Here is a 15,861-nt window from a genome sequence, read left to right on the forward strand (position 1 = left end):
GGCTCCTGCGCACCCGCCCGCTCGCGCGTAACGTGCGGAGCATGGAATCCCGGACGCAGGACATCGCCCGCCAGTCAGTGATCATCGCCTCGGCCACGTTCATGCTGATAGCCGCGGCTGTCGGCTCCGGCGCGTTCGGCGGCACCTCGGTCAGCGAGCTGCAAGACGGGGCGCTGTCGGCGCAGGGGTCGTACCTCGCTCCGGCCGGCCCCGCGTTCTCGATCTGGTCGCTGATCTACATCGGCCTGATCGCCTACACGGTGTGGCAGGCGCTGCCGGCGCAGCGGGCCGATGAGCGCCAGCGCGCGGTCGGGGGATGGATCGCCGCGTCGATGATCCTCAACGGACTGTGGCTCGTCATGGCGCAGTTCCTGACTCTTCCCCTGACGGTCCTGATGATCGCGCTGTTGCTCGCGACCCTCGCCCGGGTCATCGTGATCCTCGGGCGCAGCCGTGCCCGTACCTGGCCCGAGCGCATCGTCGTCGATGGGGCGAACGGACTGCACTTCGGATGGGTGACGATCGCGACCGTGGCCAATGTCACCGCCTGGCTCACGCAGATCGCACCCGAGAGCTGGGCCGACCAGGCTGAGATCTGGGCGGTCGCCGTGCTCGCCGTCGTGCTCGTGATCGGTGTCGCCAGTGCCCTCGTCACCAAGCGCATCGCGCCCGCCCTCGCGACGGCGTGGGGTCTCGGCTGGCTCGCGGTCGGCCGCTTCACCGGAGAGCCCGAGAGCACCGTCACCGGCATCGCCGGGATCATCGTCGCCATCGCGCTCGTCGCGGCCGGCGCGTTCGGCGTGCTGCGCCGGTCGCGTTCAGGGGTCGCGGCGTAAGTGGCTCACCCCACGCCCGGATCAGGACGACCGGTCGAGATCAGGAACATCCGGCGCAGATCGTCCTGATCTCAGACGGTCCTCCTGATCTCAGGCGAAGTGCGAGGGCGAAGGGCCGGGCTCAGTCCGCAGGAGTCAGGGCTCCGGGCTCAGAGGACGAGCCGGTAGCCCATTCCCGACTCGGTGAGCAGGTGCACCGGCGCGCTGGGCTCGGCCTCGAGCTTCTTGCGCAGCTGCGACATGTAGAGGCGCAGGTAGCCCGAGTCCGACACCTGTTCGCTGCCCCAGATCTCCTTCAGCAGATCCTGTCGGGTGACCAGGGCTCCGGGATGCCGGGCGAGGTGCTCGAGCATGCGCCACTCCGTCGGGGTGAGATGCACCCGCGATCCCGCACGGGTGACGGTCTTCGTCGCGAGGTCGACCACGACGTCGCCGAACCCGACGGTCGATTCGCCGCCGGCCGGCACCGAGCGACGAGACAGGGCACGCAGCCGCGCGAGCAGCTCGTCGACCTGGAACGGCTTGGTGACGAAGTCGTCGGCTCCGGCATCCAGCGCCTCGACCTTGTCGGCGGATCCGGTGCGACCCGACACCACGATGATCGGCACGTTCGTCCAGCCGCGCAGCGCCTGGATCACCTCGATGCCGTCGAGCCGCGGCATCCCGAGGTCGAGCATGATGATGTCGGGATGGGCCTGCGCGGCGGCGGCGACGGCGGCGGCACCGTCGGGGGCGACGACCACCTCGTACCCGTGGGCGGCGAGAGTGATGCGCAGTGCGCGCACCATCTGCGGGTCGTCGTCGGCGATGAGGAGCTTCACTCCGTCTCCTCCTGATCGAAGTCGGGGTCGGCCGCCAGTGGCAGCGAGATGACCATGGTGAGCCCACCGCCGGGGGTGTCCTCGGGTGTCAGGGTACCGCCCATGCCCTCGGTGAATCCGCGCGACAGTGCGAGCCCGAGTCCCAGGCCGGCCGTGTTGTCGGTGTCTCCGAGGCGCTGGAACGGCTGGAAGATCTGGTCGCGCTTCTCGACGGGAACGCCCTTGCCCCGGTCGATGACCCGGATCTCGGCCCGGTCGCCGAGGGTGCTCGTCGACACGATCACACGGTCGTCGGTCGGCGAGTGCCGATTCGCGTTGGCGACGACGTTCACGAGAACCCGTTGCAGCAGCACGGGATCGGCCGAGACCGCGGGCAGGCCGGCGTCGAGAGCCAGCTCGACATCGGACGGACCGAGGCCGAGCTCGTCCACGGCGGCGAGCACGGGGCCGGCGACATCGAGGCGCATGCGCGAGACGGCGAGCACACCGGCCTGCACGCGACTGACGTCGAGCAGGTCGGTGACGAGCGACGACAGGGTGGCGAGGCTCTCGTCGGCGGTCGCGAGCAGCTCCTCCCGGTCGGATGCCGACAGGCGGTGCGCACCGCGGAGTCCGCCGATCGCGGCGACCGCTGAGGCGAGGGGCCGGCGCAGATCGTGGCTCACCGCCGAGAGCAGAGCGCTGCGCACCTGGTCGGTCTCGGCGAGGGCCGCCACCTCACGGGCCGTCGCGCGCAGATCCGTGTGCTCGATCGCGGCGGCCAGCTGCGCGACGATCGCGTCGAGCAGGCGGCGTGCGGGGGTGTCGAGGGGTTCGCCGTGGAGCTCGAGCACGGCGGGCGACGCGCCGCCCGTGCCGACGGGCACGGAGGTGGCGCGGTCATCGGCCACGGGTTCGCCGTCGCTCGCGAGCACCTCGCCGTCGGCGGAGAGCAGGCGCACTCCGCTCAGCCCGAACGCCTCGCGGGTGCGGCTGACGAGGGCGAGCACGGCGTTGTCTCCGCGCAGCACGTTGCCGGCGACCGCGGCGAGCAGCTCCGCTTCAGCGGCGGCGCGCTGAGCCGTGCGCGCCCGCCGGGCCGCCTGATCGACGATGATGCTGACGAGGATGGCGATGATCACGTAGAGCGCGAGGGCGAGCACGTGCAGCGGGTGCGCGATCGTGATGGTGAATATCGGCGCGACGAAAAGGAAGTCGAGGGTGATACCCGACAGCACGGCGGCGAAGACCGCCGGACGGAGCCCTCCTACGAGCGCCACGATCACGACGAGCAGCTGGAACGCCAGCACCTCGACCGTGATCGACTCGGGGCTGCGGAACGCGAACATCGCCCACGACAGCAGAGGCCCGAAGACGAGGGCGACCGCGAAACCGAGCACCTGCCGCCGCCAGCCGAGAGCACCGCCGGTGATGCGGGGGAGTGCGACGCGTCCACCTGCGGCGGCATGGGTGACGATGTGCACGTCGATGTCGCCGGAGCGACGGATGACCTCGGAGCCGATGCCGGGTCCCGTCATCGCGGCGGCGAGTCGACCGCGACGGCTGACCCCGATGACGAGCTGGGTCGCATCCGCCCCCTGTGCGAACTCGACGAGGGTTCCGGGGATGTCGTCGCCGATGATCTGGTGGAAGCTGCCGCCGAGCGACTCGACCAGGGAGCGCTGGGCTGCGAGAGCGCCGGGGGTCTCGTCGCGGAGTCCGTCCTGCGCCGCGACGTGCACCGCGAGCAGCTCGCCACCGGCGGAGCGGGCGGCGATCCGAGCGCCGCGGCGCAGCAGCGTCTCACCCTCGGGACCACCCGTGAGTGCCACGACCACGCGCTCGCGTGCCTGCCACGTGCCCTCGATGCCGTGGTCGGCGCGGTAGCTGCGCAGCGCGCTGTCGACCTCGTCGGCGAGCCACAGCAGGGCGAGCTCGCGCAGCGCGGTGAGGTTGCCGAGCCGGAAGTAGTTCGACAGGGCGGCGTCGATCCGCTCGGCGGGGTACACGAGCCCTGCCGACAGCCGGTCTCGAAGCGACTGCGGTGCGAGGTCGACGACCTCGATCTCGTCGGCGGCCCGCACCACGGCATCCGGGATCGTCTCCTGCTGCGCGATGCCGGTGATCTTCTCCACCACGGCGTTCAGCGAGTCGATGTGCTGCACGTTGACCGTCGTCACGACGTCGATGCCCGCCGCCAGCAGCGCCTCGACGTCCTGCCAGCGCTTCGGGTTCTGCGAACCGGGGGTGTTCGTGTGGGCGAGCTCGTCGACGAGGGCGATCTCGGGATGCCGTGCCAGCACCGCATCCAGATCCATCTCGCTCAGCGGCACGCCCCGATGCAGATCGACACGTCGCGGGACCTCGGGGATGCCGATGGTCTGTGCTGCCGTCGCCGCCCGCTCGTGGGTCTCGACGATCGCGATCACGACGTCGCGTCCCTCGTCGAGCAGCCGCTTGCCCTCGGCGAGCATCTCGAAGGTCTTGCCGACGCCGGGGGCCGCGCCGAGCAGGACGCGGAGGCGGCCGCGCTTGCCGTGGCGCTCTGCCGTCATTCGCCCTCCCGCTCATCGAGCGCGAGATTGAGTTCGGCGACGTTGATGCGTTCTTCGCCGAGGAATCCCAGATCCCGCCCTTGAATTCTAGACTCCACGAGGTCGCGCACCTCCTCCTCGGGCACGCCGCGCTCGGCTGCCACGCGCGGCACCTGCAGCAGGGCGTAGGCGACGCTGATGTGCGGGTCGAGACCGGATCCGGATGCCGTGACGGCATCGGCCGGCACGGCATCCGGGCTCACCCCTTCGCGCTTCGCGATCGCGGCCTTGCGCTCGTCGATCGCCGCGACCAGATCGGGGTTCTCCGGGCCGAGGTTGCTGCCGCTCGAGCCGGCACCGTCGTAGCCGTCCCCGGCGGCCGACGGACGCGACTGGAAGTACTCGGGGAGAGCCTCGCCGTCGGCATCCGTGAAGGACTGCCCGATCAGCGCGCTGCCCCTGTCGTCGGGCAGCGGCGACCCGTTCGCCTGGAAGGGCAGCAGCAGTTGGCCGATGCCGGTGACGACGAGCGTGTAGCCGACGCCGAGCACGAGGGTGAGCACGAGCATCGCGCGGACGGCGACACCGGCGGTGCGAGCGGCGGTGCGGGAGGAGGACATGGGATGCCTTTCGAAGCGAGAGGGAAGCGAGGTGGATGCCGGTCAGAAACCGGGGATGAGGGTGATGACGAGGTCGATCAGCTTGATGCCGATGAACGGCGCGATCACGCCTCCCAGGCCGTAGATCAGCAGGTTGCGCTGCAGGATCTGCGAGGCGCTCGCCGGCCGGTACTTCACACCCCGCAGCGCGAGCGGGATGAGGAAGACGATCACGATCGCGTTGAAGATGATCGCGCTGGTCACGGCGGATGCCGGCGAGTGCAGCTGCATGATGTTGAGCGCCGCAAGCCCGGGGAACACGCCCATGAACATCGCGGGGATGATGGCGAAGTACTTGGCGATGTCGTTCGCGAGCGAGAACGTCGTGAGCGCTCCGCGGGTGATGAGCAGCTGCTTGCCGATGCGCACGATGTCGATGAGCTTGGTCGGATCGGAGTCGAGGTCGACCATGTTGCCGGCCTCCTTCGCGGCCGACGTGCCCGTGTTCATCGCGACGCCGACGTCGGCCTGGGCGAGCGCCGGGGCGTCGTTCGTGCCGTCGCCGGTCATGGCGACGAGTCGGCCGCCCTCCTGCTCGCGCTTGATCAGCTCGAGCTTCTGCTCGGGGGTCGCCTCGGCGAGGAAGTCGTCGACCCCCGCCTCCTTCGCGATCGCGGCGGCGGTCAGGGGGTTGTCGCCCGTGATCATGACCGTGCGGATGCCCATGCTCCGCAGCTCCTCGAACCGCTCGCGCAGACCGTCCTTCACGATGTCCTTCAGATGCACGACGCCGAGCACCTGACCGGCACCGGTGGCGTGCTTCACGGCGACGACCAGCGGGGTGCCGCCGCTGGACGCGACGCCGTCGGTGAGCGACGTCAGCTCGGCATCCGTCTCGAGTCCGAGCCAGGCGCTGACGGCCGAACCGGCGCCCTTGCGGATCTGCGTGCCGTCGGCCAGGTCGAGACCCGACATGCGGGTCTGCGCGGTGAACGGCACGACGACGGCATCCGCCGGCTCGTCGACCCGGATGCCGCGGCTCAGGGCCAACTCGACGATCGATGCGCCCTCGGGTGTCGGGTCGGCGAGCGACGAGAGAGCGGCCACACGCAGCAGCTCGTCGGCGTCGACGCCTCCGAGCCGCAGCACCTCGTGCGCGCGGCGGTTGCCGTAGGTGATGGTGCCGGTCTTGTCGAGCAGCAGGGTCGTGACGTCTCCCGCGGCCTCGACCGCGCGGCCCGACATCGCGAGCACGTTGCGCTGCACGAGCCGGTCCATGCCGGCGATGCCGATGGCCGAGAGCAGGGCGCCGATCGTGGTCGGGATGAGGCACACCAGCAGGGCGATCAGCACCGGGATGCTGACGGGCGACGCCGCGTACGACGCGATCGGGTTGAGCGCGAGCACCACGACGACGAACACGATCGACAGGCTCGCGAGCAGGATGTTGAGCGCGATCTCGTTGGGTGTGCGCTGACGGCTCGCGCCCTCGACGAGCGCGATCATGCGGTCGACGAACGTCTCGCCGGGCTTCGAGGTGATGCGCACGACGATGCGATCCGACAGCACGCGGGTGCCGCCCGTGACGGCACTGCGGTCGCCGCCGGATTCGCGGATGACCGGGGCGCTCTCACCCGTGATGGCCGATTCGTCGACGGTCGCGATGCCCGCGACGATGTCGCCGTCGCCCGGGATCAGCTCGCCCGCCGTGACGATCACGATGTCGTCGCGCTGCAGCTCGGCCGAGGAGACGTCGACCGTCTCGGTGCGCTCTGCCGTGGCATCCGAGGTCGCCTCGTAGCGCACGACCTTGCGGGCCATCGTGCTGGTGCGGGTCTTTCGCAGGCTCGCGGCCTGGGCCTTGCCGCGGCCCTCCGCCACCGACTCGGCGACGTTGGCGAACAGCACGGTCAGCCACAGCCAGATCGCGATGCCCCACGTGAACGGCGCGGGCACCGGGGTACCGCCCGAGTCGGCGGGGCCCCCGAGGAAGGGTTCTGCGATCGCGAGCACGGTGGTGAACGCGGCGCCGACCCAGACGAGCAGCATCACGGGGTTGCGCACGAGAGATGCGGGGTTGAGCTTGCGCAGTGCGCCCGGCAGGGCCTGGGTCAGCTGCGCCCAGCCGAACGAGCGCGGCGGTTCGGTGGTGGCGGGGGCGGATGCCGACGCATCCTGCTGTTCCGACGGCGTGGTGATGAGTGTCATGTCAGACGAGTCCTTCAGCGAGGGGTCCCAGTGCGAGCACGGGGAAGTAGGTGAGTGCCGTGATGATGACCGCGACGGCGGTGAGGAGCCCGACGAACTGCGGTCGGTGCGTGGGCAGGGTTCCGGTGGTCTCCGGCACGCGCTGCTGGGCGGCGAAAGAACCAGCCAGGGCCAGCACGAGGACGATCGGGATGAACCGGCCGAGCAGCATCGCGACTCCCAGTGCGGTGTTGAACCACGGAGTGTTCGCGGTGAGCCCCGCGAAGGCCGAGCCGTTGTTGTTCGCGGCCGAGGTGAAGGCGTAGAGCACCTCGCTCATGCCGTGCACGCCGGGGTTCAGGATGCTGGTCGACTCGACGTCGGAGCGGATGCCCGGGATCGCGAAGCTCAGCGCGGTGCCTGCCAGCACGAGGGTGGGCGTCACGAGGATGTAGAGGCTCGCGAGCTTGATCTCCTTCGGGCCGATGCGCTTGCCGAGGTACTCGGGGGTGCGGCCGACGAGCAGCCCGCCTACGAACACCGCGATGACAGCGAGCACGAGCATGCCGTAGAGGCCCGTGCCGACGCCACCGGGGGCGACCTCGCCGAGCATCATGTTGAGCATCGGCATCATGCCGCCGAGTGCCGTGTACGAGTCGTGCATCGAGTTCACGGCGCCGGTCGAGGTCAGCGTGCTGGCGCTTCCGAACAGGGTCGAGCCGAGTATGCCGAAGCGCACCTCCTTGCCCTCCATCGCCGCGCCCGCGAGCTCGGGGGCGCTGCCGCGGCCGGCGAGTTCGAGGGCCGAGAGGGCGAAGGTCGAGATCAGGAAGATCGTGCCCATCACTGCGGCGATCGCATAGCCCTGCCGGTCGTCACCGATCATCCGGCCGAACGTGCGGGGCAGCGCGAACGGGATCACGAGGATCAGCAGGATCTGCAGCAGGTTGGTCCAGCCGGTCGGGTTCTCGAACGGATGCGCCGAGTTGGCGTTGAAGAAGCCGCCGCCATTCGTGCCGAGCAGCTTGATGGCCTCCTGCGAGGCGACCGGGCCGCCGGGGATGGTCTGCGTGCCACCCGAGACGGTGGTCACATCGGTGAAGCCGGCGAAGTTCTGCACCACACCGCCCGCGATCAGGGCGATGGCGCCGATCAGGGCGATCGGCAGCAGGATGCGTCCGAGCCCGCGGATCAGGTCGACCCAGAAGTTGCCGATCGTCGTCGAGCCCCGACGGGCGAGGCCGCGGATCAGAGCGACCGCGACCGCCAGGCCGACGGCGGCCGAGACGAAGTTCTGCACGGTGAGGCCCGCGAGCTGCACGGTGTAGCCCATGGTCTGCTCGGGCGAGTACGACTGCCAGTTCGTGTTCGCGACGAACGAGGCGGCGGTGTTGAACGCCAGGCCCTCGGGAACCGCGGGGAGTCCGAGCGACTCGGGCAGGAAGCCCTGCAGACGCTGCAGGCCGTAGACGAGCAGGAGCCCGGCGACCGAGAACGCGAGCACGCCGCGTGCGTAGGCCCGCCAGGTCTGCTCGGATGCCGGGTCGACGCCGATCAGGCGGTAGATGCCTCTCTCGGCCTTCAGATCACGGGGCGTGCTGAAGACGTGGGCCATGTAGTCGCCCACCGGCCGGTACAGCAGCACGATCGCGACGATGAGGACGGCGGCCTGCAGGATGCCGAACCACAGGTTCGCACCGGCGCCCATCAGAACTTCTCCGGGGCGACGAGAGCCACCACGAGGTAGACGACGGCGGCCACGGCGAGGGCGGCGGCGATGATCTCGAAGACGATCACAGTCGTTCCACCCCCTTCGCGACCAGGGACACGAGGGCGAACAGCGCGAGAGTCAGCGCGATGTAGATGATGTCGAGCACGAGACTCGATACAACTCCTGTGCAGACCGGAATATGACGATCCTCACGCTTTGCCTACGCGGCTGTGCGGGATGCATGCGGGATGCTCACATCTCGGGCTCGCGCGAACTTTTCTCGGGCCTCGTTGTCGCATCCGGGCGTCGGCGTTCGTTGTTCGGGTAGGAGGCCACCGATCCCCGGTGACTCGTCGACAAGAGAGACCCGGTGACGGCTGTGTACAACGACCCGATGGTGGCGAACCTGGTCTACCGACTCGAGGCGGAGGAAGCCGAAGAGCGGATCGTTCGGCGGCGCGCAGCGCTCGAGCATCCGGGTCTGATCCGGCGTCCGTCTCTTCTGACCCGCGCTCGCCGCGTGTGGGCGCGCTCTTTCCGCAGCGACGGGGAACCGGGATGATCGTCGGGAGGGCCGGCTCGGCGCAGAGCCTGCTCGATCGTGCGGATGGAGAGAGCCCGAGTGATGCAGCGCCGGAATCGGATCGAGGAGGCTCGGTGAACGCCGACGTCGCGGCGCGCGTCACGCAGGTGTACCGCGACGAGTGGGCGCGCATCGTCGGCGGTCTCACCCGGAGGTGCGGGGACCTCGACCTGGCCGAGGAGATGGCCGCGGAGGCCTTCGCCGCAGCCTCTGAGCTCTGGTCAGAAGAGGGTATTCCACCGAACCCCGCCGGCTGGATCACCACCACGGCCTATCGCAAGGCCATCGATCGGCTCCGCCGGGAGTCGTTCCGCGACGCCAAGCAGCGGGAGGCTCTCATGCTGCAGGATCCCGAACCACCGGAGCCCACAGGAGTCATCGACGACGACCGTCTTCGACTGCTGTTCACCTGCTGCCATCCGGCGCTGTCGCTCGAGGCGCGCGTCGCCCTGACTCTGCGGATCGTCGGTGGTCTCACCGTCGAGGAGATCGCCAGGGCGTTCCTCATCTCGGAGTCCACGGTGCGGCAGCGCATCACCCGGGCCAAGGCGAAGATCAAGACCGAGCGGATCCCGTATCGGATGCCCGCAGCCGACGACCTCCGGATTCGGATCGACGGGGTGCTCGCGGTGCTCTATCTCGTTTTCAACGAGGGGTATTTCGCGTCGGGAGCCGGCGTGCCCGCTCTGCGTCGGGAGCTGACCTGCGACGCGATCAGGCTCACCGGGCTGCTTCGCGAGCTGCTGCCCGACGACTGCGAGGTCGCGGGTCTGCTGGCGCTGATGCTGCTCAGTGAGGCGCGCGCCGCAGCGAGGGTCACCGCCGAGGGTGAGCTGGTGCGGCTGGACGAACAGGACCGCCAAGCGTGGAACCACGAGCTCATCGGGCAGGGGCTCGCGCTTCTCGACGGGCCTCTCCCTGGGGTGCCCGGTCGACATCGTCTGCTCGCCGAGATCAACGCGGTGCACGTGCGAGCGACGGATGCCGCCGACACCGATTGGGCGCGCATCGTCGAGCTCTACGAACAGCTCGAGCGGATCGACCCCAGCCCGGTCGTCGTGCTCGGCAAGGCGGTCGCCCTCGCAGAGCGGGACTCACCCGAGCGGGCGCTGCCGCTCGTCGAGCAGCTGAACGATGCCCTCGACCACTTCCACGGGTTCCACGTGACGCGCGCCGAACTGCTGCGAGCCACGGGCCGCGATTCCGAGGCCCGCGACGCGTACGCACGTGCGATCGCCCTGGCCGACAACACCGCCGAGATCATCCATCTGACCCGGCGCCGCGACGAACTCGCGACGCCGTCCGCGCCCGGAACGCCCGGGACCGCATCGAACGGAGAGAGCACATGAGCAACAAGTACCTCGTGATCCACATGACCGATCCGACCGGCGGCACGATGGCTCAGGGAGAGGATCAACGACTGCTCGAAGACTGGGCGCAGGAGGGCGACGCGGCGGGACGACTCGGTGAAGGCGCTCCCGTCGCCGGCCGCGAGGAGGCGAAGTCGGTCGCCGTACGAGGCGGCAAGGTGCTCGTCACCGATGGCCCGTTCCCCGAGTTCAAGGAGTGGTTCGCGGGCTACGACATCGTCACCGCGGAGTCGATCGACGAGGCAGCGACCTTCATGGCGAAGCACCCGACGGCGGTGATGGGCCGGGTCTACATCCTGCCGGTCGTCAAGCTTCCCTGGGACGAGGACTGAACGTCACAGGCTGACGGATCTACACTCAGCGAGTGAGTGCAACGCGACGGCGACTGGGAGCAGGGACGATCATCGTCCTGGCGCTCATCGTCGTCGCGGTGGTCTGCATCGTCACCGGCATCCTTCCGCGCTCGGATGCCGGGGCGCTCGGCGCGCGCATCGCCCCTGTGCTCGGGTTCGTCGTGGCGATCACGATCGTCGCCGAGCTGGCGCGGGATGCGGCCGTGTTCGACGTCGTGGCGCAGCGCCTCGCGCGCTGGGGCCACGGACGGGTCATCCTGCTGTGGGTGTCGGTGGTGGTGCTCGCGGTCATCAGCACCGTGTTCCTCTCGCTCGACACCACGGCCGTGATCGTCACGCCGGTCGTCGTCGTGCTGGCGCAGAGTGTCGGCATCCCGCCCCTGCCCTTCGCGCTCGTGACCGTGTGGCTCGCGAACACGGCGTCCCTCGCCCTGCCCGTCTCGAACCTCACGAACCTGCTGGCAGCGCGGGCGATCGGCGACGACCCGCTCTCGTTCCTCGCTCTCAGCTGGGCGCCGACCCTCGTCGGCGTTCTGATCCCCGCGCTGATCCTCACCCTGCGCCATCGGCGCACGCTCTTCGGCGGATACCGGGTGCCGTCAGGGGGACAGCCGTCTGATCGGGTGCTCTTCTGGGGAGCCTCCGCGGTGCTGCTCCTGCTGATGCCACTGCTCGCACTGACGCACGACGTCTGGATCCCGGCAACGGTCGCTGCCGTGGTCCTCGTCGTGCTCTTCGGCATCCGTCGCCGGCATGTGCTGCGACCGTCGCTCGTGCCGTGGCAGGCGATCGCTCTCGCGGCGGCGCTGTTCGTCGTGGTCGAGGCCGCGCACGCGAACGGCATCCTCGACTTCCTGTCGGTGCTGGCCACCAGCGGCCACGCACCCGCCGAGCTGCTGCGCCTCTCGGCCGCGGGCGCGCTCGCCGCGAACGGGGTGAACAACCTGCCGGCCTACCTGATCCTCGAACCCGCAGCCGGCGACCCGGTCGCGCTGATGGCGCTGTTGATCGGCGTGAACCTCGGGCCGCTCATCACACCCTGGGCCTCGCTCGCGACGCTGCTGTGGCACCACCGGGTGGTGTCGCTCGGCGTCGAGATCCGCTGGGGCAGCCTCATGCTCTGGGGCGCGATCGTGGCGGTGCCGACCGTGCTCGTCGCGACGCTCGTCCTCGCGCTGGTCTCGGGCTGACAGGTCCCATGTGAAAGGTGGCATGCTGCAATACTGCAAAGCAGCTTCCCCGCTTGCCTGCACGGCAGTACCATGGAGACATGTCCACCGCAGAGTTCCACGGATACGTCGGCGTGCAGAGCCGAGGTCTCATCGCCCTGCCAGCGAGCGTGCGTGAGCGCCTGCGCCTGAACGAGCCCGGAACCCAGCTCGAGGTGACCGAGCGTGCGGATGGGGTAGTCGAGCTGCGTGCCGCCGTGCCTGTGCCCGCCGAGCAAGCGTGGTTCTGGACCGAGAGGTGGCAGCAGCGAGAGCGCGAGGTCGATGCGCATGTGGCGGCTGGGCGCGTGGCTACGTTCGACAGCGGAGAGGCCTTCCTCGAGAGCCTCGATGCCGTCGAGCCCGAACAGTGAAGTTCGAGACGACCCCGAGCTTCGACGCTGATGTCCGCAGGCTGAAGTCGTCCCATCTCGCGGAGTTCCGGAAGATCCTGCGTGAGAAGTTCATCCCGGCCTGCGATGCTTTCGCAGAAGATCCGTCCACGCCCTGGCCGGCGTCGCTCAGGGTCAAGACCATGCGCGCCGCGCCAGGCATCCTCGAGATGACGTGGTCATTCTCCTCACCCGACGGCCGCGCCACGTTCGAGATCGTCACCGTCGACGACGAACCCCGGATCCGGTGGCGCCGCATCGGAGACCACGACGTGTTCAGGAATCCGTGACCGCCCACTCCTCCGCGAGGATGCCGTAGTTCATGCCGTCGAGCCACTGGCCCGAGCGGTGCAGCGCGGTCTTGCGACTGAGCTCCTCACGTCGCATCCCGAGCCGCTCCATGAGGCGCCACGAGGGCTCGTTGTCGGCGAAGCATCCGGCGTGCACCCGACGCAGCCCCAGCGCGCCGAAGCAGACGTCGATCACCGCGCGGATCGCCTCGGTCGCATACCCGCGTCCCGTGTATCCCGGATCGAGCACCCAGCCGAGCTCCGCCTCGACACCCTTCGCCTGGTCGGTGACCTCGAGCTGCGCCCACGCGTCGCCGATCCTGATCATGAGGTCGCCGATCGGCGCGGCGGGCTCGCCACCGTGCGGAAGCAGTTCGACGAGGTACATCGCGGCGAGGCGCTCAGGGTCGAGGTAGCGCTCGCGGAAGGCCTCGATCGTGTCGGGCGCGAGTCCCAGCCAGCGGTTCACATCGGGCAGCTGCCGCCACTCCCACATCGCATCGATGTCGGGCGCCGTCATCGGCCGGATCTGCAGGCGCTCGGTGCGGACGGGCCAGACATCGGCGTGCGGCGTAGGGGTCATCGCCCCAGCCTATTGAGCCTGTCGCCGCCAGCATCCGTCTCCCGCGCGTTCCGGTCGCAGTCTGTGACGCCGAGATCGCTCAGGAGCGGCACGAAGTGCGACCGGAACCGAAGTCGAAGCTCAGGAGCGGCACGAACTGCGCTCGGAATCGGAGACGAAGCTCAGGAGCGGCCCGAAGTGCGACCGGAACCGAAGACGAAGCTCAGGAGCGGCCCGAAGTGCGACCGGAACCGAAGACGGAGCTCAGAGGCGCCGCCCGCCTCACTCCTCGGGCGGGCCCTCGGGCCGGTGTGCGCGGCGTCCGTTCACGACGACCGGGCGGCCTGCGCGCTCCTGCCCGGGCAGCGGGCGCGACCGTCGACCGTAGATCAGCTCCGACGAGTCGAGCAGCCACGGCACGAGCGTGATCGACACTCCGTGCACGAGCATCAGTTGGTTGGCGAGGCGGCGCGAGCGGCGGTTGTGCAGGAACGTCTCCCACCAGTGCCCCACGATGTACTGCGGCAGGTAGACGGTGACGACCGATGAGCCGTGCTTCGCGCGGTACTGCTTGATGAACTGCGACACGGGCTGGGCGAACGATCGGTACGGCGACTCGACGATCACCAGCGGGATGGGCACGAGGTGGTCGGCCCAGTCCTTCTGCAGCTGTGCGGCATCATCGGATGCCACGGCGACGTGCACCGCGAGGGTCTTGCCGTGCTTGGCGGCGATCGCATAGTCGACGGCCTTCACGACCGGCTTCTGCAGTCGGTTCACGAGCACGATCGCGAGGTCGCCGGTCGCACCGAACTTGGTGGTGTCGTCGATCGCGATCTCGTGCTCGACGTCGCGGTAGTACCTCTTGACGCCCATCATCAGGAACGCGAGCACGGGGATCGCGAAGAACACGAGATACGCGCCGTGGGTGAACTTGGTGATCGTCACGATCAGCAGCACGGCGACGGTCATCGCGGCGCCCAGAGAGTTGATGACGAGGCCCACCTTGGCCGAGCGGCGATCGGATGCCGAGGCGCCGTCGACGCCCGAGTCCTCTCTGTCTTCGACGGGGCCGCGCAGCACACGTCTCCAGTGCCGCACCATGCCGATCTGCCCCAGCGAGAACGACACGAAGACACCGATGATGTACAGCTGGATCAGCGTCGTGAGCTTGGCCTGGAAGATGACGAGCACGGCGATGGCGGCGATGCCGAGCACGATCATGCCGTTCGAGAAGACGAGGCGGTCACCGCGGGTGTTCAGCGACTTCGGTGCGTAGCCGTCGCGGGCGAGCACCGAGCCGAGCAGCGGGAATCCGTTGAAGGCGGTGTTGGCCGCGAGGAGCAGCACGCACGCGGTCGCCGCCTGGATGATGAAGAACATGATGCTGCCGCCGCCGAACGTCGCCGAGGCGATCTGCGCCATGAGGCTCGGCTGCGGGTTGGAGCAGTCGAAGCCGATCAGGTCGCACGGATTCTCGGCATAGTGCACGCCGGTGATCAGGGCGAGCGCCGTGAGGCCGGCGAACAGGCAGGCGGCGATCGAGCCCATGAGCACCAGCGTCGACTGCGCGTTGCGCACCTTCGGCGTGCGGAAGGCCGGCACGCCGTTCGAGACGGCCTCGACGCCGGTGAGCGCGGAGCATCCGCTCGAGAACGCGCGGAGGATCAGCAGGATGACCGCGGCCTGGCCCAGGTTCTCGGCGTTCACCGCGAACTCGGCGCTCGATGCGACCGGCGCATCGCCGAGGAACGTGCGGATGAGACCCGTCACGATCATGAAGCCGACCGACGCGATGAAGACGTAGGTGGGGATCGCGAACACGAGCGACGCCTCGCGCACACCGCGCAGGTTCACGAGGATGATCAGGATCACGAAGCCGACGGCGAGTTCGACCCGCAGAGGATCGAGCCCGGGCACGGCCGAGATGATGTTGTCGACACCGGATGCCACAGACACGGCGACCGTGAGCACGTAGTCGACCAGCAGAGCGGCGGCCACGATGACGCCCGGGATCTCGCCCAGGTTCTTGGAGGCGACCTCGTAGTCGCCACCACCCGAGGGGTACGCCTTGATGAGCTGGCGGTAGCTGAGCACCACCACGACCAGCAGCACCACGACCGCGATCGCCACGAGCGGGGTGAACGAGAGGAACGTGAGTCCGCCGATGAGCAGGATCATCACGAGCTCCTGCGGCGCATAGGCCACCGAGCTCAGCGCGTCCGACGCGAAGATCGGCAGGGCCATCTTCTTCGGGAGCAGCTGATCTTCGACCTGCTCGCTCGTCAGGGGGTCGCCGATCAGGATGCGCTTGGCGCGGGGAGGAGCATCGGTGTTGTCCCGAGTTTCATCTGACACGTCGGGCGACTCTACGCCCGCGAACGCTTCCCTCACGAGATCCTCACGGAATCCCTACGGCGTGTCGAACGTCCCTAA

15 protein-coding genes are annotated in these 15,861 nt (G+C 69.1%); 7 read left to right on the forward strand and 8 right to left on the reverse strand.

Translation table 11 applies throughout. The features are described from left to right. Positions 1–41 precede the first annotated feature (41 nt). Positions 42–836: a TspO-related membrane protein gene (locus tag JOF42_RS04475; RefSeq protein WP_210096760.1), complete on the forward strand. Its 795-nt coding sequence runs from the start codon at positions 42–44 to the stop codon at positions 834–836. A 149-nt stretch (positions 837–985) separates the two neighbouring features. Here the strand turns inward: JOF42_RS04475 and JOF42_RS04480 are convergent, their stop codons facing one another. From JOF42_RS04480 to JOF42_RS18170, 6 genes are read right to left on the reverse strand one after another with little or no spacing between them, the layout of a single operon-like run. Then, entirely contained in the window at positions 986–1,657 is a 672-nt protein-coding gene (locus JOF42_RS04480) for a response regulator (protein ID WP_210096761.1), read from the reverse strand. Next, positions 1,654–4,191, reverse strand: coding sequence for an ATP-binding protein (locus tag JOF42_RS04485; protein WP_210096762.1), 2,538 nt, complete (start codon positions 4,189–4,191; stop codon positions 1,654–1,656). The genes JOF42_RS04480 and JOF42_RS04485 overlap by 4 nt, the downstream gene beginning before the upstream one ends. Next, the gene (kdpC, locus tag JOF42_RS04490) at positions 4,188–4,790 is read right to left on the reverse strand and encodes a potassium-transporting ATPase subunit KdpC (RefSeq protein ID WP_210096763.1); all 603 of its coding nucleotides are present in this window, start codon (positions 4,788–4,790) and stop codon (positions 4,188–4,190) included. Before kdpC ends, JOF42_RS04485 begins: the two co-directional genes overlap by 4 nt. A 42-nt stretch (positions 4,791–4,832) precedes the next feature. Next, positions 4,833–6,977 carry a potassium-transporting ATPase subunit KdpB gene (kdpB, locus tag JOF42_RS04495; protein ID WP_210096764.1) on the reverse strand — a complete coding sequence of 715 codons (2,145 nt, stop codon included), beginning with the start codon at positions 6,975–6,977 and terminating at the stop codon, positions 4,833–4,835. A 1-nt stretch (position 6,978) separates the two neighbouring features. Continuing rightward, positions 6,979–8,664 carry a potassium-transporting ATPase subunit KdpA gene (gene kdpA, locus JOF42_RS04500; RefSeq protein WP_210096765.1) on the reverse strand — a complete coding sequence of 562 codons (1,686 nt, stop codon included), beginning with the start codon at positions 8,662–8,664 and terminating at the stop codon, positions 6,979–6,981. Then, the gene (locus tag JOF42_RS18170; protein ID WP_056276367.1) at positions 8,664–8,753 is read right to left on the reverse strand and encodes a potassium-transporting ATPase subunit F; all 90 of its coding nucleotides are present in this window, start codon (positions 8,751–8,753) and stop codon (positions 8,664–8,666) included. Before JOF42_RS18170 ends, kdpA begins: the two co-directional genes overlap by 1 nt. 284 nt (positions 8,754–9,037) lie before the next feature. Here JOF42_RS18170 and JOF42_RS04510 point away from each other — a divergent pair, with 284 nt between their 5' ends. The 6 genes from JOF42_RS04510 to JOF42_RS04535 all read left to right on the forward strand — a co-directional run bounded on the left by JOF42_RS04510 (position 9,038) and on the right by JOF42_RS04535 (position 12,863). Next, the gene (locus JOF42_RS04510) at positions 9,038–9,229 is read left to right on the forward strand and encodes a hypothetical protein (RefSeq protein ID WP_210096766.1); all 192 of its coding nucleotides are present in this window, start codon (positions 9,038–9,040) and stop codon (positions 9,227–9,229) included. Positions 9,230–9,324: 95 nt separating this feature from the next. After that, positions 9,325–10,599, forward strand: a complete 1,275-nt coding sequence (locus JOF42_RS04515) for an RNA polymerase sigma factor (RefSeq protein ID WP_307803543.1) — start codon at positions 9,325–9,327, stop codon at positions 10,597–10,599. Beyond that, positions 10,596–10,952, forward strand: a complete 357-nt coding sequence (locus JOF42_RS04520) for a YciI family protein (protein WP_210096768.1) — start codon at positions 10,596–10,598, stop codon at positions 10,950–10,952. Before JOF42_RS04515 ends, JOF42_RS04520 begins: the two co-directional genes overlap by 4 nt. A gap of 32 nt (positions 10,953–10,984) precedes the next feature. Next, entirely contained in the window at positions 10,985–12,163 is a 1,179-nt protein-coding gene (locus tag JOF42_RS04525) for an SLC13 family permease (protein WP_210096769.1), read from the forward strand. An 80-nt stretch (positions 12,164–12,243) separates the two neighbouring features. Further along, positions 12,244–12,555 carry an AbrB/MazE/SpoVT family DNA-binding domain-containing protein gene (locus JOF42_RS04530; protein ID WP_210096770.1) on the forward strand — a complete coding sequence of 104 codons (312 nt, stop codon included), beginning with the start codon at positions 12,244–12,246 and terminating at the stop codon, positions 12,553–12,555. After that, a complete protein-coding gene (locus JOF42_RS04535) occupies positions 12,552–12,863 on the forward strand; it encodes a hypothetical protein (protein WP_210096771.1) in 312 nt (103 codons plus the stop codon). Before JOF42_RS04530 ends, JOF42_RS04535 begins: the two co-directional genes overlap by 4 nt. Here the strand turns inward: JOF42_RS04535 and JOF42_RS04540 are convergent. Then, positions 12,850–13,446, reverse strand: coding sequence for a GNAT family N-acetyltransferase (locus tag JOF42_RS04540; RefSeq protein WP_210096772.1), 597 nt, complete (start codon positions 13,444–13,446; stop codon positions 12,850–12,852). The genes JOF42_RS04535 and JOF42_RS04540 overlap by 14 nt on opposite strands. 261 nt (positions 13,447–13,707) lie before the next feature. After that, positions 13,708–15,672, reverse strand: coding sequence for an APC family permease (locus JOF42_RS04545; RefSeq protein ID WP_245340979.1), 1,965 nt, complete (start codon positions 15,670–15,672; stop codon positions 13,708–13,710). Positions 15,673–15,861 lie beyond the last annotated feature (189 nt).

Source organism: Microbacterium phyllosphaerae (genome assembly GCF_017876435.1).
In the GTDB taxonomy this organism is placed as follows: domain Bacteria; phylum Actinomycetota; class Actinomycetes; order Actinomycetales; family Microbacteriaceae; genus Microbacterium; species Microbacterium phyllosphaerae.